Source organism: Sphingobium fuliginis (genome assembly GCF_015074805.1).
Classification (GTDB): Bacteria; Pseudomonadota; Alphaproteobacteria; order Sphingomonadales; family Sphingomonadaceae; genus Sphingobium; species Sphingobium fuliginis.
Window position 1 is genome coordinate 795,001 of record NZ_CP060036.1, and the last position, 18,706, is coordinate 813,706.

The 18,706-nt window shown below is 65.6% G+C and carries 15 protein-coding genes (1 of these 15 cut by a window edge); 6 read left to right on the forward strand and 9 right to left on the reverse strand.

Annotated features, from left to right (window positions below; all coding sequences use genetic code 11):
• Nucleotides 1-167, forward strand: the end of a protein-coding gene (locus H5V43_RS19745) for a TonB-dependent receptor (protein WP_025551053.1). The gene continues 1,819 nt to the left of window position 1, outside the view; 167 of the gene's 1,986 nt are visible here — the last part of the coding sequence; its start codon lies beyond the left edge, outside the window; the stop codon is at nucleotides 165-167.
• 180 nt (nucleotides 168-347) lie between these two features.
• Here H5V43_RS19745 and H5V43_RS19750 read toward each other — a convergent pair whose 3' ends face one another.
• Nucleotides 348-1,001: an RBBP9/YdeN family alpha/beta hydrolase gene (locus H5V43_RS19750; protein ID WP_044661142.1), complete on the reverse strand. Its 654-nt coding sequence runs from the start codon at nucleotides 999-1,001 to the stop codon at nucleotides 348-350.
• A 204-nt stretch (nucleotides 1,002-1,205) separates the two neighbouring features.
• Between H5V43_RS19750 and H5V43_RS19755 the strand changes: the two genes are divergently transcribed.
• Both H5V43_RS19755 and H5V43_RS19760 read left to right on the forward strand, forming a co-directional pair.
• On the forward strand, nucleotides 1,206-1,409 hold the full coding sequence (locus tag H5V43_RS19755; RefSeq protein ID WP_025551051.1) for a hypothetical protein: 204 nt from the start codon (nucleotides 1,206-1,208) through the stop codon (nucleotides 1,407-1,409).
• Nucleotides 1,399-1,626 carry a hypothetical protein gene (locus H5V43_RS19760; protein ID WP_025551049.1) on the forward strand — a complete coding sequence of 76 codons (228 nt, stop codon included), beginning with the start codon at nucleotides 1,399-1,401 and terminating at the stop codon, nucleotides 1,624-1,626. The genes H5V43_RS19755 and H5V43_RS19760 overlap by 11 nt, the downstream gene beginning before the upstream one ends.
• 228 nt (nucleotides 1,627-1,854) lie before the next feature.
• Here H5V43_RS19760 and H5V43_RS19765 read toward each other — a convergent pair whose 3' ends face one another.
• The 5 genes from H5V43_RS19765 to H5V43_RS19785 form a co-directional block, all read right to left on the reverse strand.
• Nucleotides 1,855-2,052, reverse strand: coding sequence for a hypothetical protein (locus H5V43_RS19765; protein ID WP_025551047.1), 198 nt, complete (start codon nucleotides 2,050-2,052; stop codon nucleotides 1,855-1,857).
• 104 nt (nucleotides 2,053-2,156) lie between these two features.
• The gene (locus H5V43_RS19770; RefSeq protein WP_025551045.1) at nucleotides 2,157-4,628 is read right to left on the reverse strand and encodes a glycoside hydrolase family 3 protein; all 2,472 of its coding nucleotides are present in this window, start codon (nucleotides 4,626-4,628) and stop codon (nucleotides 2,157-2,159) included.
• A gap of 120 nt (nucleotides 4,629-4,748) precedes the next feature.
• On the reverse strand, nucleotides 4,749-7,016 hold the full coding sequence (locus tag H5V43_RS19775) for a beta-glucosidase family protein (protein WP_025551043.1): 2,268 nt from the start codon (nucleotides 7,014-7,016) through the stop codon (nucleotides 4,749-4,751).
• Nucleotides 7,016-8,569, reverse strand: a complete 1,554-nt coding sequence (locus tag H5V43_RS19780) for a tryptophan halogenase family protein (protein ID WP_025551041.1) — start codon at nucleotides 8,567-8,569, stop codon at nucleotides 7,016-7,018. Before H5V43_RS19780 ends, H5V43_RS19775 begins: the two co-directional genes overlap by 1 nt.
• A gap of 23 nt (nucleotides 8,570-8,592) precedes the next feature.
• The gene (locus H5V43_RS19785) at nucleotides 8,593-11,037 is read right to left on the reverse strand and encodes a TonB-dependent receptor (RefSeq protein WP_037483723.1); all 2,445 of its coding nucleotides are present in this window, start codon (nucleotides 11,035-11,037) and stop codon (nucleotides 8,593-8,595) included.
• A 160-nt stretch (nucleotides 11,038-11,197) separates the two neighbouring features.
• Between H5V43_RS19785 and H5V43_RS19790 the strand changes: the two genes are divergently transcribed.
• The 3 genes from H5V43_RS19790 to H5V43_RS19800 all read left to right on the forward strand — a co-directional run bounded on the left by H5V43_RS19790 (nucleotide 11,198) and on the right by H5V43_RS19800 (nucleotide 13,901).
• A complete protein-coding gene (locus tag H5V43_RS19790; RefSeq protein WP_025551037.1) occupies nucleotides 11,198-12,436 on the forward strand; it encodes an MFS transporter in 1,239 nt (412 codons plus the stop codon).
• Complete coding sequence (locus H5V43_RS19795) at nucleotides 12,433-13,449, forward strand: LacI family DNA-binding transcriptional regulator (protein ID WP_025551035.1); 1,017 nt, start codon at nucleotides 12,433-12,435, stop codon at nucleotides 13,447-13,449. Before H5V43_RS19790 ends, H5V43_RS19795 begins: the two co-directional genes overlap by 4 nt.
• Before the next feature lie 101 nt (nucleotides 13,450-13,550).
• The gene (locus H5V43_RS19800) at nucleotides 13,551-13,901 is read left to right on the forward strand and encodes a glycine zipper 2TM domain-containing protein (protein ID WP_025551033.1); all 351 of its coding nucleotides are present in this window, start codon (nucleotides 13,551-13,553) and stop codon (nucleotides 13,899-13,901) included.
• A gap of 63 nt (nucleotides 13,902-13,964) precedes the next feature.
• Here H5V43_RS19800 and H5V43_RS19805 read toward each other — a convergent pair whose 3' ends face one another.
• The 3 genes from H5V43_RS19805 to H5V43_RS19815 all read right to left on the reverse strand — a co-directional run bounded on the left by H5V43_RS19805 (nucleotide 13,965) and on the right by H5V43_RS19815 (nucleotide 18,648).
• Nucleotides 13,965-14,528, reverse strand: coding sequence for a CC0125/CC1285 family lipoprotein (locus H5V43_RS19805; RefSeq protein WP_161942146.1), 564 nt, complete (start codon nucleotides 14,526-14,528; stop codon nucleotides 13,965-13,967).
• A 149-nt stretch (nucleotides 14,529-14,677) separates the two neighbouring features.
• Complete coding sequence (locus H5V43_RS19810; protein WP_025549207.1) at nucleotides 14,678-17,776, reverse strand: TonB-dependent receptor plug domain-containing protein; 3,099 nt, start codon at nucleotides 17,774-17,776, stop codon at nucleotides 14,678-14,680.
• A gap of 236 nt (nucleotides 17,777-18,012) precedes the next feature.
• Complete coding sequence (locus H5V43_RS19815) at nucleotides 18,013-18,648, reverse strand: TetR/AcrR family transcriptional regulator (RefSeq protein ID WP_025549208.1); 636 nt, start codon at nucleotides 18,646-18,648, stop codon at nucleotides 18,013-18,015.
• Between the last annotated feature and the right edge of the window lie 58 nt (nucleotides 18,649-18,706).

Consider the following 18,706-nt stretch of genomic DNA (forward strand, 5'->3'; position numbering starts at 1 on the left):
AACTTTATGGGGAGCTGCTGAATATCTTCGACAGCCGGGACAAGGACATCGCTTATTTTTACGAGTCCTATATTCCCGCTTTCGACATGACGGGTCCGCAGGAAGGGCGGTTGAGCCGGGTCGTGGAGCCCCGGACCGTGCGCCTGGGGATGAAGGTCAAGTTTTAGGGCGCGCCGCGTTGAAGCGGACGCTGGCCGCGCGCTCCAAATTTCTGTCGCCGCATCGTTTCAAACGGACATCCTCCCCGCGCGAAGCGTGGGGAGGAGGAACAGGCGAAGGCCGGTTGAGGGCTCAACCGCGCCGCTTCGCCTCCGTCCAGCGGCCATTCAACAACAGGAAGGCGATGGTCAGACGCCGTAAAGCAGCGTCGCCTCCGCGCTGCGTTCCCGCTCGCCGGCGATGCGCTGGCCATCCATTCCCTGATCTTCGAAAGGCTGACCGAGCCGGGACAGCAGGAATCGTCCGAACGTCCAATCGCCCAGCGCGGAATCGGCGTTGATGTGCCCCGCCTCTCCCGCGTCGGCAAAACGGCTGCCCCAGAATTGCGCGAGCAGCCTCGCCCGGCTGAAGGAGATATAGGGATCGTTGCGGCTGGCTACGAGGATCGAGGGGAAAGGCAGCAGCGCCTTGGGCGTCGGCGCGAAGCCGCGCAGGCGGGAGTCGACGGCGCCCGATTCGAGTTCAGGCGGCGCCACCAGCAGGGCTCCGACGATCTTTTCGCTCCATTCGCGGCATTCGAACGCGGCCCACCAGGTCACGGCGTGGCAGCCCAGGCTATGGGCGGCCAGAATGACCGGGCCATCGATGCGATCGATCGCATGGTTGAGATTGCCGATCCAGCTATTGCGCTGCGGGGCGTCCCAACTGCCCAGTTCGGCGCGGTGGCAATTGGGCAGTTCGGCTTCCCAGATCGTCTGCCAATGCCCCGGCCCGCTGTTCATCAGGCCAGGCACGGTCAGGATCGTCGCGGAAGCGGTCAGTTCAGGGGCATATGGGCGCATGGGAAACCTCCTGCCCATGACATATTCTCTATCATTATGATTGACAATAGTGGATGGATGTTTTGCGGACTGCTGTTGCCGCTGCGCGACGAACCGAAAGGCGCGCTCCCTCTGCCTGATCGAGGTCAGGCGGGCCAGTCGGTTCGGGAAAGTTGAAAGCCGGCACGCCTGCTCCTATCAGCGATGGATGCGGCGGCGATCTTCATGACAGACGGCATCAGGGACATTCTCGACCGTTTGCGCGCACCCGCCGGCAATGTCGTGGCGCGGGCCAGGCGCATGGTGGAGGCCCATGTGCCGGAAGAACGGCGCGGACCCGGATGGGACCGGCACTGGCGGGAGCTGGAGGCTTATCTGGAACTGCCGGGACAATGGCTTTGCGCCGAGGGAAAAGAGAATGACGGCTGACAAACTCGTCGAACTGATCGTCGCCCGTCTGGTGCGCGATCATGGACGCAGCAAACATCATTGGCGCAGGCTGGTGGGGCCGATCCGGCTCTATAGCCGCGCGACGCATCCGCATTGCAACTGGGCCGCCGCGCCGACCGGAAGCTTTCAGGAAATCGCCGCGATCGAGGCGCTGCTGGACGACTGGCGCATGCGTTACCCGCTGCTCTCCGGTTGATGAAGCATTTGGCTGGAGCGCCCTGCGTCAGGCAGGAGGCGGGGCACGCGCATCCGAATTTCCGTTATCGCATCCTTTCAGGCGGAAAACCGGCCCCGCCCTTCGACGGGCTCAGCACGGGCAGTTCCGCACCATATCCAAAGCAGATTCCGATCCGATTGCATCGGCTCGACTGCTCTAGGTTTGTGTTTATCGCGTTTTCCGAGCCAGCAGATGACTCCATCTGCTCTAGCTGCCCGCTTCCGTATTGACGGGCGGCGCCAATGGATTGGGATCGCTGTCCTCGGCTTTCTCCACGCGCTCCGCCGCTTCATCGTCGGCCTGGCCCGCATCGCCGCCGGGCGAACCCTTTTCCGGCGGCGGCACGTCATTGCGGCCCTCCGCCGGGTCCTGGGTCGATTCGCCGCGCTGTCCGTCATTCTGCATGTCGATCTCCTGCTTCGAGGGTCTCAACGTGCCATGTCCGGACGGTATCCTCACCACAGGGCGACAACCGAATAGGGTTTAACCTGCTTTATCGCTCCTTCCCCTCAGTGCGGCGCCGCGTCGCCACAGGCGTCCATCGGCACGCTGACATAGTCCAGCTTCACGTCCGAAATGCTGATGTCGGCAGCGCCGTTGGATCGCAGCACGAGCGGCGCGGTGACCGCCTGCATGTCCGCGCCGCGCTTGGCGAAGCATTGCAGCGGAACGACGAGCCGAGACCATTCCCCGGGCTTTGCGGAGGACAATGCGCCGCCGATCGGCAGTTCGACCGTGCTCTGCCCGCTTTGCAGGCCGACGGTCATCTTCCCCGCCGGCTTTGCGTCCACCCGATATTCGACGACCAGGCTGATCTCTCCGTTGCTCTCGCGCGAGAGGTCGAAGGCGCGGGGGGCGACGAAGGCGACCTGCCCTGCCCCCTTCCATACGAAGCGACGGCTGTCCTCCTGCGCGCGGCGGTCGACGCCGCTCTGTGTGACGCCCTCCGCCTCTATGGCCCAGCCGGGCGGCGTCTGGCCGCGTCCATAGAAGGTGCCGGGCGTCGCCGCCGCCATGCCGGCGGGGCGGCTCTCGTCCAGCGTCCCTACTTTGCCGGGCCGGGCGTAGCTCAGGCCATAGCCGAAGGGGAAAAGCGGATCGTAGCCCGGATCGCGGCGGTTCAGCACATATTGGTCCGGGCGTTTCGGCCAGGAAAAGCTCAGCTTCCCGCGGAAATCATGGCGCGGCTTCCCGTCCGCGCCGGCGAACAGCATATCGGCCACGCCGCCGCCCTCGCTTCCCGGCAGGAAGGCCGCGACGAAGGCGTCGGATGCGTTGAGTTCCGCATTCACCCAAAGCGGCCGACCGGAAAGGAAAACCGCCACCACCGGCACGCCCGCCGCCTTGAAGCGGCGCAGCATCTCCAGATCGCGCTTGTCGCCGGGGCTGTATTCCAGATTGGGAACGTCGCCCTTGAACTCCGCATAGGGCTTTTCCCCGAAGACGACGATGGCGGCGTCCGGCTTTTGCGTGAAGCGGCCGTCGGGGGCGTAGCGCGCCGTGCCGCCGCCGGCCTTCACCGTCTCTTCTATCCCCTTCCAGACCGACTGGGCGTTGGGAAAGGCCGAATTGGGCACGTCGATCCCCTGCCAGGTGATCGACCAGCCGCCCGCCTGCTGGCTGATGCTGTCGGCCGCCTCGCCCGCGACGAGGATGTCGGCATTGGCCTTGAGCGGCAGGACGCCTTCATTCTTCAGCAGCACCAGCGATTCCCGCACGGCGCGCCGGGCGACGGCGCGATGGCCGGCGGAGCCGATGGCATCGAACTTGCCGGCAAAGGCGCGGGTGGAGGGGCGCCCCCGCTCGAACGTCCCGGCGCGGATCTTCACCCGCAGGATGCGCCGCACGGCGTCGTCCAGCCGCGCCATCGGGATCGTGCCCGCCCTCACCTCCCGCAGCGTGTTGTCGTAAAGCTGTTTCCAGCCCGGCCCCGAATACATGAACATGTCGAGCCCGGCATTGATCGCCTGCGGGCAATCCTCATTGGAGCAGCCCGGCACCTGCCCATGGCTGTTCCAGTCCCCCACGACGAAGCCGTCGAAACCCATGCGATCCTTCAGCACGTCGGTCAGCAGCGACTTGTTGCCGCTCATCTTGGCGCCGTTCCAGCTTGAGAAGCTGGCCATGACCGATTGCGTGCCCGCCTCGATCGCCGCGGGATAGCCGCCCAGATGCACGTCGCGCAGCACCTCCTCCGACACGCGCGTATCGCCCTGGTCGCGTCCGCCGGTGCCGCCATCGCCCAGAAAATGCTTGGTGGTGGCGATCAGATGATCGGGCGCGAGGAAATCCCTGGTGCCGGCCTTGCCCTGCACGCCCTCGATCATCGCGCCGGCATAGTCGGCGGCGATCTGCGGCTCCTCCGAATAGCTTTCATAGGTGCGGCCCCAGCGGTCGTCCTGCACCACCGCCAGCGTCGGCGCGAAGGTCCAGTCGAGCCCCGCCGCCGCCGTCTCCAGCGCCGTCACGCGCCCGATCTCCCGGATGAGATCGCGGTCGCGCGCCGCGCCCAGGCCGATATTGTGCGGGAAGAGCGTCGCGCCGACGATGTTGTTGTTGCCGTGGACGGAATCGGTGCCCCAGATGATCGGGATTTTCGGGCCCCTGTCGCTCCGGGACATGGAGGCTTCATAGAATTCGTCCGCCAGTTTCAACCATTTGGCGGGCGAAGCATATTCGTCGCCATAAGGGCCGCTATTGCCGCCGTTCAGGACCGATCCGACCTTGTATGTCCGCACGTCGGCGGGGGTGATGGAGCCGATGTCGACCTGGATGAGCTGGCCGACCTTGTCCTCGACCGACATGGCCTTCAGCAATGCGTCGACGCGCCTTTCCACGGCCGGGTCGCGCTTGGGCTGGGCATCCACCCTGGGCCAGAGTTCGGGATGCGCAACCGAGGCCGCGGGCTGCTGCGCCGCCGCGGATGCCGCGAGCAGGACCGTCAGGACGGTCAGGGAAACGGGCGAAAGGCCGATGGTCATGTCGTCTCCTGGAATAAGGTCGCCTTCATGCTGGCGAAATAGCGGAATTTTTTCTGTCCGGGCATCAATGCGTTCCCGCGGAGGCAGGAGCACATTCTGCACTTGGGCCAACCGCCCCCATCAGGGCTTCAGGCTCTTGGCATTAAGCCTCGCCACGCCCTTCAGCGCGGCGTCGCCCGCATGATGCCCCACCGCCAGCGCATAGTTGCCGCCGTCGAGCCGCCAGCCCCTCCCTTCCTCGAAGCGCGCGATCAGGCGTGGGTCGACGGTCATGGTGACGCGCCGGGTCTCGCCGGGCGACAGGCTGAGCTTGTCGAAGCCGGCAAGCCGCCAGGCGGCGATGCCTGCGCTCCCCTTCGCCTGCACATAAAGTTGCGGAACGTCCGCGCCCGCACGGCTGCCCGCATTGGTCACGTCGAAGCTGACGGTCAGCGCCGCGCCGTCCTGCACCGCCAGATTGGCATAGGTGAAGCTGGTATAGGTCAGGCCATGGCCGAACGGGAAAAGCGGTTTCACGCCCTTCATCGCATACCAGCGATAGCCGACCTCCGCACCTTCGGGATAATCGACCGCAAAGGGCGCCACGCCGCCGGTCATGCCGTAATTGGTCTTGTCCCCGGCGTCCCGGCGGGCCTCGGCCGCGTGCAGTTCGGCTAGGCCCGCCGGTTCCGGACGCGGCGCCTGACCGGCGCGCACCGGGAAGGTGATGGGCAGGCGGCCCGAAGGCGCGACGTCCCCGAAGAGGATATTCGCCATGGCTTCGCCGCCGCGCTGGCCGGGATACCAGGCCTGCACCAGCGCCGGCACCTTCGCGATCCAGGGCATTTCCACAGGGCCGCCCGTCTCCAGCACGACGATGGTCTTCCGGTTGGCAGTGGCGACCGCTTCGATCAGCGCATCCTGATTGTCCGGCAGGCGCATATTGTCAGGGTCCTGCGCCTCCGTCTGCCATTGCCAGCCGAAGACGATGGCGAGGTCCGCCCGACGCGCCGCTTCGGCCGCGGCCCTTGGGTCGCCGCCGTCGACATAGCTGACCTCCGCCTGCGGCACGAGTGCGCGGATCGCCTTCAGCGGCGAGGAAGCATGCCAGGTCATCCGCGCGAAGGAGGCGGCGGCCCCCTTTGTCAGCGGAATTTCGACCGGAGCCCCGCCGACGGAGCGGACCTGCGACGATCCGCCGCCCGACAGCACCCCGACATCGGCATGGCCGCCGATCAGGACGATCCGCCGCGCGCTTTTCGCCAGCGGCAGCAGATCGCCCTCATTCTTCAGCAGGACGATGCCCTCCTCCGCCGCGCGCTGGGCGATGTCGGCATGGGCGGCATAGTCGATCTGGCGCGGGCTTTCCGGGACGGGATCGTCCATCAGGCCGCTGGCGATCACGCCATGGAGGATGCGCTCCACCATATCGTCCAGCCGGGCCGCGGGAATCCGGCCGGCCTTCACAGCCTCCTCGAACGGCTTGCCGAAATGGATCGCATCGTCCAGTTCCTGCCCCGATTCCTGATCGAGCCCGCCCAGCGCCGCCTTCCCGGTGGAATGGACCGCGCCCCAGTCGGACATGACCCAGCCCCTATAACCCCAGTCCCTCTTCAGGACTTGGTTGAGCAGCCAGTCATTTTCGCAGGCATAATCGCCATTCACCTTGTTATAGGCGCACATGACGGAGGCGGGATCGCCGATCTCCGTCGCGATCTGGAAGGCCAGCAGGTCGCTTTCGCGCAGCGCCGCCCTGTCGATCCGGGCGTCCAGCACGGTGCGGCCGGTTTCCTGCGAATTCAACGCGAAATGCTTGATGGTTGAGACGATATGGGCACTCTGCACGCCCCTGATATGCTCGCCCGCCATCACCCCGGCCAGCAGCGGATCTTCGCCCAGATATTCGAAATTCCGCCCGTTCCAGGGATCGCGGGTCAGGTTGACGCCGCCCGCGAGCAGGATGTTGAAGGTCTTGGCCCGCGCCTCCGCGCCGATCATCGCGCCGCCCGCATAGGCAAGCGCCGGGTTGAAGGCGGCCGCCGTGGCGAGGCTGGCCGGCAGGGCCGTCGCCGTATCGCCCTTGCGCTGCTCGATCTGGTTGGCGACGCCCAGACTCGCGTCGCTCTCCCGCAGGGTCGGGATGCCGAGGCGCGGGATGCCCGGGATGTGCCCTGCGGACGGGATCATGGCGATCGGTTGGGAAGGCCGGGCGAGCGGCGGGAAATAGCCGTGGATGATCGCCAGCTTCTCCTCGATGGTCATGGCGGCCACCAGCGCCCTGGCGCGTGCTTCCGGCGACAGGGCGCGGTTGCTGCCGGCACTGGCGGCGGGGACCGGCGGGGAAGGCTGCGCATGGGCCAGGCCGGCGACGCCAAGAAGCAGGGAAGCGATCAGCGGTTTGCGCGTCATCAGGATACTCTTGCAGAGGGTTGCCGCCCACGCAGATGGTCGAGCAGCGCACGATGGTCGGGAAGATGGGAGACGGCGGCGCCGGAGGCCCCGGCCACCCTGGCGAAGGCGGCCCGCGCCTCCTGCCCGCCGGGATAGCGGCCGATGCCGCCCGCCAGCCGGGTTTCGAAACCCATGCCGTAGAGGATATAATGATAGCTGGGCGGCAGGAAGGTTTCGAGATCGACCGTGAAATCGAAGCGCGAGGGCGGGCGGTGCCGCCATTGGGCGAGCAGGTCCTGCAGATCAGCCGGGATGGAGGCCGGATCGGCATTGTCGCGCCAATAGGCCGTGTCGGTGCGGCGGGTAATGCAATAATGCAGCTTCAGGAAGCGGACGATCCGTTCGAACCGCGCCGTCATCAGCCTGTTGAAGCGGCGCGCCGCGGCATTGCGGGCGGCGGTGTCGCTGGCGCTTCCGGCAGGCAGGAGGAAATCCCCCACCATGCGCAGCGCCGCCTCGATCAGCATGATGCCGGTCGATTCCAGCGGCTCGAAAAAACCCGCCGACAGGCCGATGGCGATGCAGTTGCCGATCCATTGCCGCTCGCGATAACCAGTAGCGAAGCGAAGCTGGCGCGGGGTCAGCGCCTCGCCGCCCGGCCTGACATAGCGGCGCAGCACGGTTTCCGCCTCATCGTCGGAGCAATGGCGGCTGGAATAGACATAGCCGATGCCCCGCCGTTCGGGGAGGCCGATGTCCCAAGTCCAGCCCGCCTCATGCGCGGTCGCCAGCGTATAGGGACGGATCGGCGCGTCCGGGCGGTCATGGGGCACCTGCATCGCCAGCGCGCGGTCGTTGAACAGCGTGTCGCCGCAGCCGACGAAGCCGCTGCCCAGCGTCTTCCCGATCAGCAGGGCGCGGAAACCGGAACAGTCGATGAAGATGTCCCCCTCTACCCGCCGCCCGTCCCTGAGGGTCAGGGCGGCGATGTCGCCATCCTCCCGCTGTTCGACATGCGCCACCATGCCCTCGATCCGCCGGACACCGGCGGCGAGCGAGATCGTCCGCAGATAGTCCGCGAAACGCGCCGCGTCGAAATGATAGGCATAGTTCATCGGACCGGAAAAATCCGGGTCCTGCACCCGCTTGGGCGCTCGCCCGGCGCGGATCACCCGTTCCTGCACGGTGACGCTGTCGGCCCAGGAAGCGCGCTGTCCCTCCATCGCCAGCCAATGGGGCAGCAGCGCCTCATCCTCGCCGCCGATGGGCATGTTGAACGGGTGGAAATAGCTGTCCGCGCCCGTGGCCCAGCCGTCGAACAGCACGCCCTGCTTGAAGGTCGCATCGGCGGAGCGGAGGAATTCCCCCTCCCCAACGCCCAGTCCCGCCAGGGTCGAGCGGATGGTGGGAAAGGTCCCTTCGCCCACGCCGATGATGCCGATCTCGCTGGATTCCACCAGCGTCACGTCGCGCATCCCCAGCGTGCGGGAGAAGGTGGCGGCGGACAGCCATCCGGCCGTTCCGCCGCCGACGATGACGATCCGACCGGGGGAGGGAATGTCGGCCGTCATCTCAACTTCTCCTCGTCAGCCGGTCAGAAGTTGGCCCGGGCGCGCACGCCCCAGGTCCGCGGCGGCTGGAGGTTGGACAGGAATACCGGGTCGTAGCGCGGCGCGCCGAAGGAACCGGCGCCCGTGCGGATCTTCCCATTCTCGATATTCTGGACGAAGGCTTCGACCGAATATTTCTGGTCCGGCGACACGAAGCGGATCGATGCGTCGGAACGGAAATAGGCCTTCTGGCGGTCCCAATCGGTGCCGTTGGTGCCGCGGTTCGGCATATTGTCGGCCGGATCGTCGGGATTGACGAAGGGATTCGCATCGCCGTTGAAGTAGCTCAGCCAGCTCTTGGTCTCATAATGGGTGGTGAAACGGGGCGTGATCTTCGCGCCGCTCGCCAGTTCGAAATCATGCTCATAGCTGAGCGTGGCGGAGAAGCGCGGCGCATGCGCCAGTTCATTGCCCTTGAGCTGCGCGATGGAGGACAGCTTGCCGCCGTCGTAGAGGCGCCCGTCGACGCTCTCCAGTTCCTCCAGCTTGGTCTTCTGGAGCGTGCCGGAGAATTGCAGCCGGTCGCTGTCGGTCAGGTTCGCCACCATTTCCGCCTCCAGACCATAGGCCTTGGCGCCCTTCGCATTCTGGGTGATCATCTGGCTGCGCACGACATTGCCCGCATCGTCGCGGAAAGTGACGGCCTGGTTCACCTGATAGCCCTTGAAGTCGCTATAATAGGCCGCGAGGTTCAGCGTGACGCGCCGGTCGAGGAAGCGCGACTTCAGGCCGACTTCATAGTTGGTGAGCGTTTCCGGATCGGTCAGGCCGGCATTGTCCTGGATATTGCCCGACTTGAAGCCGGTGCTGATGCTGGCATAGCCCAGCACATCCTCCGCCAGGTCGGCATCGACGCGGGCGAGATAGGTGAGCTTGTCCCACTTGCCCTTCACATCGTTGCTGGAAATGGAGAAACCGGGCAGCAGCGCGGCCAGTTCATCCGCCGTGGCGTTCGGATAGGCGCCGAAGATGCCGCCCTGGCACGCGTCGGCGGGCAGGGTCGCGGGGCAACCGGAGAAGGTCACGTTGCGCCCGCCGATATCCTCCTTCTTGTCGGAGGTGTAGCGCAGGCCGCCCGTGACGCGCAGCGCGTCGCTGACATGCCAGACCGCCTGGCCGAAGACGGCGCGGCTGTCGATCTGGCGATTCGCCTGGATGAAGCTGCCCGCCCAGCTGAAGGTGCCGTCGCGATAGCCGTTCCGCTGGTCGATGTCGAAGCGGATGCGGTTCTTCTCATGGCTGTAATAGGCGCCCAAAATCCAGTCGATCGCCTGTTCGCCGGTCGACTTGAGCTGGACCTCATGGCTCTGGAAATCGTAGCGCGAGGAGAGCGTCCGGTTCTCCCCGAAGGCGCCGAGCGGCAGGTCGTTGCCGTCCGCGTCGACCTGCCCCGTCGGCGGCAGAGCGCCTGCGTCCGCATCGGTCTGCGTCGAGCCGCCGATGCGCGACCAGCCCGCGATATAGCTCAATTGGATGCCGTCGGTGACATCGTAGTTCATGGTGCTGCGCACCGCGACGGAATAGCGGTCGGTGTCGGGCGCGGTGTCGCTGAGCGTCGACCAGCGCTTCGTGCCGGGGCGCGGCGTCTGGAGCAGGCCGATGACCGGCGCGCCATTGTCGAGGAAACCTTCCGCCGACAGGTTCCAGCTAAAGCGTTCGCTCGGCTGCCAGAGCATGGAGACGCGGCCCGACTGCTGGTCGGCGGCATAATATTTCTTGCCGGTGGTGATGAAGGCCGAGCGGTTGATGCCGGGCACGTCCGGCGCAGGCTGGAAATCGGCATAGCCGTCATGCCGGTCGGTGACGAAGGCGACGCGGAAGGCCAGCGTGTCGGTGACTGGGATGTTGATCGCGCCGCGCACGCCCAGACGGTCGTAATTACCCGCGACGACCTCCACATTGCCGCCGAACTCGCCCAGCTTCGGCTTGGCGGAGATGAGGCTGAGCGCACCGACCGTCGCGTTGCGGCCGAACAGGGTGCCCTGCGGGCCGCGCAGCACCTCGACGCGCTCCATGTCGTACATCAGCACAGACGCCCCCTGCGCGCGCGGCGAGTAGATGCCGTCGACATAGATGGCGACTTCGGGGTCCGCCACTTCGGTATAGGCGCTGTCGTTGCCGATGCCGCGCAGCGTCAGCAGCACCGCCGACTGGTCGCCCTGCTGGTTGAACTGGAGCGACGGGACGAAGCGGGCGAGGTCGGTGACGTCCTTCACCTGCTGCCGGTCGAGCTGCGCCTGACCGAAGGCGGACACGGCGATGGGGGTGGATTGCAGCGTGGTTTCGCGACGGGTGGCCGTCACGATGATGTCGCTGCCATAATCGGGCTGCGCCGTCTGGGGCGCTGCATCCTGTGCGAAGGCGGGGGTCATCCACAAGGTTGCGGATGCAAGCGCGGTGCTCGCGGCCAGCGCAAAGCTTTTCATCATCTCTCTCCCTGGACCCACATGGTCTGTGGGCGCCTATTGACCCAAGCCTGACAACGATGTCAACATGATTTTTGACATCGTTGTCATATATTGCCATATTGCGCCGGAACGGCTTTGCGGCTTCACTATATTCTCCAAGGTTCAGCCAAAGCCTCTTTCCATGGTGGCCGTCACGTCATCCCCGCCCCTTTCCGATCAAGAGCAGGTGGACAGCCGGCTTTTCCGGCTGTCCATCGGCGTGTTCTTCACCGGGGGCTTCCTGACATCGTCCGTCAGCCTGCTGGTGCCGCAGCTCAAGCTGATGCTGGACCTGGACTACAAGGGCGCGCTGCTGGTCCAGCTTGCCTTTCATTCCAGCTACATGCTCTTCGCGCTGCCGATCACCTGGTCGATCGTGCGCGCCGGCTACATGCGGGCCATCGTCGCCGGCCTGGCGGTGATCACGGCGGGATGCCTGGCCCTGACCCTGGCCCAGAACGCCCTGTCCTTCGCCATGGTGCTGGGGGCGCTGCTGCTCGTTTCGGCGGGGCAGACCTTCCTTCAGATCGCGTCCAACACCGTCGTGGCCGTGATCGGACCTTCGCGGGGCGCGGCGCGCCGGCTGACGCTGCTTCAGGGCTTCAATTCGTTCGGCACCGTCCTGGGTCCGCTGCTCAGCGCGCCGCTGCTGCTTGGCGAGCTGGACCCGCAGGCGGCGCGGCATGTCGGCGCGGCCCTGCCCTTTACGGGGACGGCGCTGGTCACGGGACTGCTGGCCTTCGCCTATTTCCGCAATCGCGCCTTGCTGGAGCAGGATGAATCGCGCCGATTCGCCTCCATCGGGCAGATGTTCCGGGTAATGCGCTCCCGCCGGTTGCGCTGGGGCGCGGCGTCGATCTTCGTCTATGTCGGCGCGGAGGTGGCGATAGGCGCGTTGCTGCCCACCGTCCTGATGCGGCCGGACCGGCTGGACGCGGCGCCTGTTCTCGCCGGTCAACTGGTCAGCCTCTACTGGGGCGGCGCGATGGTGGGGCGTTTCCTGGGCGCATGGGCGATGCAGCGGATCGCGGAGGCGCGGCTGCTGATGGCCGTGTCCTTCGGGGCGGCCGTCCTGACGACCGCCGCCATCGTCCTGCCGGGCGTCACCGGCGCCAGCGCCCTGCTGGCCGTGGGCCTTTGCAACGCCATCATGTACCCGACGATCTACGCGCTCGCCCTGCCGGAAGACGAATGGCAGGCGCCGGTCGCATCCATGTGGCTGTGCATGGCGGTGGTCGGCGGGGCCATCGTTCCACTGCTGACCGGCGCGCTGGCGGATGCGACGGCATTGCTGCCCGCGCTGATCCTGCCCGCCGCCTGCTATGCCTTCATCGCCCAGTTCGCGGCCCTGTGCGCGCGGCCGCAGGAGACCCGCCCATGAGTACCGTCACGATCAAGGACGTCGCGGCCCGCGCCGGCGTTTCCCCCAAGACCGTCTCGCGCGTCATCAATGGGGAGGACCATGTCCGACCCGAGATCAGGGAAGCGGTGCAGCGCGTGGTGGCGGAACTCAATTACCGGCCCAATGCCTTTGCCCGCAGCCTGTCCAGTTCCCGTTCCTATCTGCTTGGCCTGTTCATCGACGATCCCGTTTCGGGCTATGCCGCAGATGTGCAGCATGGGGCGCTGCTGCGATGCCGGGAACGCAGCTATCATCTGGTGGTGGAGCCGGTCGAGCTGAACCGGCCGGACTGGAAGGATCATGTCCGCGCCAGCATAGCGAGCCTCCGGTTGGATGGCGCGATCATCGCCCCGCCCATTTGCGATGCGGCTGAGCTGATCGACCTGTTCCGCGAATCCGACGTGCCCCATGTGCTGATCGCCCCATCCGGCGAATCGCCCGATTCTGGCGCGGTGCGCATGGACGATCGCGGCGCGGCGCGGGAGATGACCGCCTATCTGATCGGCCTTGGCCATCGCCACATCGGCCTGGTCCAGGGGCCGCTCAGCCACAGCGCGTCCGCCCGGCGGGAGGAAGGTTTCCGCGCGGCCATGGCGGAGGCCGGCATTGCGGTCGATGAAGATGCGGTGCTGCGCGGCGACTTCAGTTTTCGCTCCGGCCTGGAACGGGGGGAAGCGCTGCTGGACCGGACGGACCGCCCAAGCGCCGTCTTCGCCTGCAATGACGACATGGCGCTCGGCGTCCTCATCACCGCGATGAAACTCGGCATAGCCGTGCCCCAGTCGCTGTCCGTCGCGGGCTTCGACGATTCGGCCTCCTCGCGCGCGGCCTGGCCGCAGATCACGACCATCCGCCAGCCCAAGGCGGAAATGGCGGCCGCCGCCGTCGACATATTGGTCGACCCATCCTTCCGAAAGAAAAGCGCCGGGCCGCAATCCCGCCTGATGTTGCCCCACGCCCTTGTCGTGCGCGGCAGCACCGGGGCCGCATAGCGCCGGCCCCCAGCTTAACCATTGATAACAAGCCGGTTCAGGATTGGCGCATGTGCGGCATGGAATAAGGCGGTCAACGACGAGGTAAGAGGAGACCAGTCATGACCATTCGCAAGACCATGCTCGCCATCGCTGCCGCTGCCGCGACCCTTTCCGCGGCGGTTCCGGCCACTTCCTTCGCCCGCGACGGCGGCTGGCACCGCCATGATCGCCACGAGCGGGTTCGCTATTCCGACCGCCGCGACTATCGCGACTACCGTTCCTATCGCGACGACCGCGGCTATCGCTGCCGCAAGTCGGGCGGCACGACCGGCCTGCTGCTGGGCGGCGTCGCGGGCGCGCTGCTGGGCCGCGCGGTCGATACCCGCGGCGACCGGGCTCCCGGCACGATCATCGGCGCGGGCGCCGGCGCACTTGCGGGCCGCGCCATCGATCGCAACTCCAGCTGCTAAGCCGGATCGTAGAAGGGGCGGCAGCGCCATGGCGCTGCCGCCCCTTTTTTATTCCGCCTGCGGTCAGTTGGGCCGGACGATATTGGGGCCCAGATTCGTCATCACTTCTTCGGCGCTGAAGGCGCGGACATTATCTGCGGGCTTGCGGCCCCTGCCCATCACGATTTCTGCACTGGCCTCATAGCGGTCCACGGTGCGCACATCGATCCGGCTGTCCCAGAAGGGATCGCCCCAATAGGGATCCCAGCTCCGCCAACCGAAGCCGCGCCCATAATAGCGCCAGGATGGGCCCCAATAGCCGAAGGCGCCCGGCGCGAACGGCCGGTCGACATAGGTCCGGCTGCGCCTCTCGGTATTGCGGTCGGCCATGACGAACCAGTCATAGCCGCGCTGGCGCGTCAGTTCCGCGGCGCGGTAGAGCAGATAGCGCTCCACCGTCTCCCGCGATGTCATGCTGTTGCCGGAAAAGGTCACGCGAAAGCGATTCGCCTCGATCTGCTCGTCGGCATAGCCGCCGGGGGCAGCGCGGCTCTGCCCGGCCGGCTGATAGGGGGTTGCCGTCGTGCAGGCGCCAAGCGCAAGCATGAGGCCCGTTGCAAGCATCCATTTCTTTCCGATTTTCATCATGGCATCCTCGCTGCTTTTCTTCGTACCGGATCAACGCGCAACCATGGATTGGGGTGCCGCAGGCTGGGCAAAGCTGAATGATCGCAGGGGGCGGATATGAAGATGCCGGGCCCGGACCGGAGAATTCCTCCTCCGGTCCTCCCAAACTCTCAGAAGGTGAACCGCGCGCCGGCCCGGAAGGAGCGCCCGAATATTCCCAGTCCACCTTGGACCGGATTATAGTTGTTCGCGCCGTAGGTGACGGGGTCGATCGGCGGCAGATCGTCGAACAGGTTGAGTATATTGATGTAGAAGGTGAAGCGATCCGACGCCTTGAAGCTGGTCGTCAGGTCGACCGTGATATAGGCAGGCACGTCGCACTTCACGAAAGGCGCGGAAAGCAGGCCGCAATCGCCCGGCTCCGTCCCCTGGTCGGCGGCGGAAAGATTATAGCCGCCAAAATATTCGGCTGTCGCGCTGACCGTCCATTTCCCCCATTCCAGCGTATTCTGCCAGTTGCCGTGCCATTCCGGCGTGCCCGATCCGGCGGTCAGGTTGAAGTTGCCGGCCGTTCCTTCATAGGATTCCGTCGTGCCGTCCGGAAATGTCGTGCTGAGATTGATGATATAGCTCGCCTCCAGCGCCGAGGTGAAGCGAATGTCCGGGCCGAGGTCGATCTGCGCCCTCGCGGCGAAGTCCAGTCCTTCCGAACGGATGGTGTTGGCGTTGATAAGCTGCGACTGCACGAAGGCCACGCGCGGCGTCGCGCCGGGAAAGTCGGGCGCGGGCGCATCCGCGATGATATTATAGCCGGATGGCACCACCTGGCCCGCATAATAAGCGAGTAGCGCCGGGCGGTTGCTGGGCGTGGTGATCGCGCCGGTCTTCTTGATGTTGAAATAGTCGATGCTGAGGGAAATGTTCCGGATCGGCTCCACGACGATGCCGGCGGTGAAGCTGGTCGACCGTTCCGGTTTCAGGTCGGGGCTGGCCAGCGTGGTCTGGCCATAGCTGGCGCTGCTGATATAGGCCGGACAGCTGTTGAAGGTCGCCAGGGAACAGCCATATTGCGACAGGAAGGCGTCGTTGTACAGCGATTGAGCGGCCGTGACGAAGCCGGTCGTCGGAATGGCGTTGGCCTCCGCGAAGCTGGGGATGCGGAAGCCGCGTGACCAGGTGCCGCGAAGCGCGACCTGGCGGATCGGCGTGAACTTCGCCCCGACCTTCGGAGAGAAGGCGTGCTGTCCGCTCGAATAATCGTCATAGCGGCCCGAAGCGTTGATCTCGAGCGACTCCAGCACCGGCGCATTCAGCTCGACAAAGGCCGAACGGACCGTCCGGTGGCCCTTGGTGCCGAAGGCGTTGAGGACGAAATAACGCTGCGTCGGCCCGTTGACGTCCGAATTGGCGCTTGGCGCATCGATGGATTCATAGCGCAGCGAAAGCCCGCCGCCGATCTGCATCGGTCCCCCTGGCAGGTCGAACAGATTGCCGCTGAGCGTCGCCTCCACGGCATAAAGCTGGGAATTGGCATCCGTCACATTGTCTGGCGACAGATAATCGAGCGTCGCCTGACTATTGGCATAAGGGTTGACGAAATCATAGCTGCCGTCGGCAATCACGTTCAGAAGATTCTGGATATAGATATAACCGTTCTGCGTCCGCCGCAGGTCGGTGCGCATTGCGACGCCATTCACCGCGAAGTCCCAGTCGTCCCACAACTTGCCCGTAACGCCCAGAGCGGCGCGATAGGTGCGGCTGCGGGTCTCATTATATTCCTGGATATTGGGTATGCGCCCCAATATGCGCGCCACCTGCCCCTGCGCCGCGAAAGGATTGTTCGGATTGAGCCGGGCAGCCGGATTGGCGGCGGTGCAATTGGGATCGGGCAAGTTATTGATCAGCGGGCAGACATAGACCGGCAGGGCAAGGACAAGCGAACCGACGGAATTGGCGCCGCCAGCGGCGGCCGCCGTGCTGAAGCGGGGAAAGTTGATGCCGGCCGGGCCGTTGCGGCGGATGCTGGCGGGCAGGCCGGTGAAGCTCACATTGCTCTGAAGGAAATTCGCCTGGAAATAGGCCTCTATGTCGTCGGTGATCCGTCCCGTCGCCCGAAAGGAACCGCCCCATCTTTCGATATTGGGAGAGATGACGCCATATTGATTGACGAGATCGCCCTGGCATACGGTTCCGGGCGCACGCGCGTCCGCCGCGAATTCCTGTGGGGTCAGCGTATAAGGCGTCTCCCCGGCGATGCAGCCGGCGGCGGGGTTGAGGAACTGGTAGCGGCCGGTTTCGGCGGCATTGTCCGGACCGGCCGGCGCCACGAAGAAGGTGGTGGCGAACAGGCTGGCGTCGGTGGTGGTCGAAAAACCGGAATAGCCGCCTGTCGAAGGATTGATCGATCCTCCATTCGGCCCGATGGACGGTCCGCACACGCCGTCGCGGCAGATGCCCGACTGGTTCTGCGAATTATAGGGATAGCGCCGGTCGCGGTTATAGAGCGCCGCCTGATCGAAGTAGAAACCGCTGATATAGACGTTGAATCCCTGATCATCGAGATCGCCCCAGCCCGCCGTCAGGCTGAGCCGGTGATTGGCGCCGTCGCCCCGCTGGCTGATGCCCGCTTCCGCCCGGCCGGATATGCCCGTGATCTGCTTCTTCGTGATGACGTTCACGACACCCGCGATCGCGTCCGCGCCATAGGTGGAGGACGCGCCGTCGCGCAGCACTTCGATCCGGTCGACGATGTCGTCGGGAATGGTGTTGAGGTCGACGAAATTGCGCGTCGCATCGTCCGCCAGCGGATAATAGGCCGCGCGCAGGCCGTCGAACAGGACCAGCGTCGAGTTGGTGCTGAGGCCACGGAGCGACACCGCCGATGCGCCGGCGGCAAAGGCCCCATTGGCGGAAAAGGAGTTGGTGAGCGCGGGGCCGTTGTTCGACGCCAGCCGCTGCACCGCCTCCTGCGTGGTGTTGATGCCGCGCTGTTCCAGCGTCTCGGCATTGACGACGGTGATGGGCGATGGCGTCGCTGCCGTCGTCGTGCGCAGGATGGACCCGGTCACGACGATCGTGTCGCCCTCGCTCGGTTCGGCGGAGTTGGTCGTGGGGGCCGGGGCCTGTCCGGGCGCGGTCTGCGTGTCGGACTGCTGCGCAGTGCTGCTTTGCGCCGCCGCCGGGGCGATCAGGCTGAGGCTCGCCAGACAGGCCGTCAGTGCAGAGCTATTGCAGAGGGCGCGGTGGATGATAGCCGAATTGGTTCGCATTGCTCGATCCCCTCACAGGAAGAAGTCGCGCCGAACCGCAGTAAGATCGGCGCTGCCGCTGAACGCGCGATCGGGGTTGAGGGACGCTGGCTGGAATGCAACCTGGATTAGGATCGACTGCGGTAGGAAGAAGATAGTTGCTCAATTGCTACAATTTAAGGCTATTCCGGATGATCTCGCGCAAATTCGGATGAGATCATGGGTGGAATGCCTCCAGGACTCATGGAGATTGGCCGTCAGGCGTTGTCAGGATTTCCATCCCTGCCGCCGCTTCCGATTCCGCGCTCGATCAGCGCGTTGGCGATCGCGGCCACCTCCTGAACGGGGCGGCTGTCGTCCCAAACGCCAAAGCGCAGGCCCAGGAACACGTTCATGCCCATGATCGCCCAGGCATGGATTTCATCCGGCTCGCCGGAGACTTCCCCGCGCGCCGCCGCCTCGCGCAACCGGACCAATATCCGAGACGCCGTGCTCTCATAATGGGTGCGATAGGCCGCCTGGTCGACGAACTCCGCCTCATCGATGATGCGGTAGATTTCCTTGTGGCTCCGCGCGAACTCCAGAAAGCTCAGCAGCCCCAGCCGTTCGGCATCGATCCCGTCGCGGGCCTGCGCGATGCGCGGCCCGACATAGTCCCGCACCTGTCCGGACATATCCGCGACCAGCGCGCGGAAGATGTCGTCCTTGCTGTCGAAATAAGTGTAGAAGCTGCCCAGCGCGCAGCCTGCCCGCCGGGTGATGCCGCTGATCGACCCTTCGTGGAAGCCCTTTTCCCCGAACTCCTCGGCCGCCGCCGACAACAGCGCCCGGCGGGTTCTTTCCCCGCGGGCGGTGCGCGGCGTCTTGTCCTTTTCGCCCAGCAAATCCGTCATCCGTCATCCTCCCCATCCGTGATCTTTTTGCCGCATCCGGCCTGTTCCCGTCATGCGT

What these genes read in the sequence shown, in the direction of transcription:
- H5V43_RS19750 (WP_044661142.1), bottom strand. Translation starts at nt 1,001, where the DNA reads ATGCGCCCATATGCCCCTGAACTGACCGCTTCCGCGACGATCCTGACC.
- H5V43_RS19755 (WP_025551051.1), top strand. Translation starts at nt 1,206, where the DNA reads ATGACAGACGGCATCAGGGACATTCTCGACCGTTTGCGCGCACCCGCC.
- H5V43_RS19815 (WP_025549208.1), bottom strand. Translation starts at nt 18,648, where the DNA reads ATGACGGATTTGCTGGGCGAAAAGGACAAGACGCCGCGCACCGCCCGC.
- H5V43_RS19805 (WP_161942146.1), bottom strand. Translation starts at nt 14,528, where the DNA reads ATGATGAAAATCGGAAAGAAATGGATGCTTGCAACGGGCCTCATGCTT.
- H5V43_RS19810 (WP_025549207.1), bottom strand. Translation starts at nt 17,776, where the DNA reads ATGCGAACCAATTCGGCTATCATCCACCGCGCCCTCTGCAATAGCTCT.
- H5V43_RS19780 (WP_025551041.1), bottom strand. Translation starts at nt 8,569, where the DNA reads ATGACGGCCGACATTCCCTCCCCCGGTCGGATCGTCATCGTCGGCGGC.
- H5V43_RS19795 (WP_025551035.1), top strand. Translation starts at nt 12,433, where the DNA reads ATGAGTACCGTCACGATCAAGGACGTCGCGGCCCGCGCCGGCGTTTCC.
- H5V43_RS19800 (WP_025551033.1), top strand. Translation starts at nt 13,551, where the DNA reads ATGACCATTCGCAAGACCATGCTCGCCATCGCTGCCGCTGCCGCGACC.
- H5V43_RS19790 (WP_025551037.1), top strand. Translation starts at nt 11,198, where the DNA reads ATGGTGGCCGTCACGTCATCCCCGCCCCTTTCCGATCAAGAGCAGGTG.
- H5V43_RS19785 (WP_037483723.1), bottom strand. Translation starts at nt 11,037, where the DNA reads ATGATGAAAAGCTTTGCGCTGGCCGCGAGCACCGCGCTTGCATCCGCA.
- H5V43_RS19760 (WP_025551049.1), top strand. Translation starts at nt 1,399, where the DNA reads ATGACGGCTGACAAACTCGTCGAACTGATCGTCGCCCGTCTGGTGCGC.
- H5V43_RS19775 (WP_025551043.1), bottom strand. Translation starts at nt 7,016, where the DNA reads ATGACGCGCAAACCGCTGATCGCTTCCCTGCTTCTTGGCGTCGCCGGC.
- H5V43_RS19765 (WP_025551047.1), bottom strand. Translation starts at nt 2,052, where the DNA reads ATGCAGAATGACGGACAGCGCGGCGAATCGACCCAGGACCCGGCGGAG.
- H5V43_RS19770 (WP_025551045.1), bottom strand. Translation starts at nt 4,628, where the DNA reads ATGACCATCGGCCTTTCGCCCGTTTCCCTGACCGTCCTGACGGTCCTG.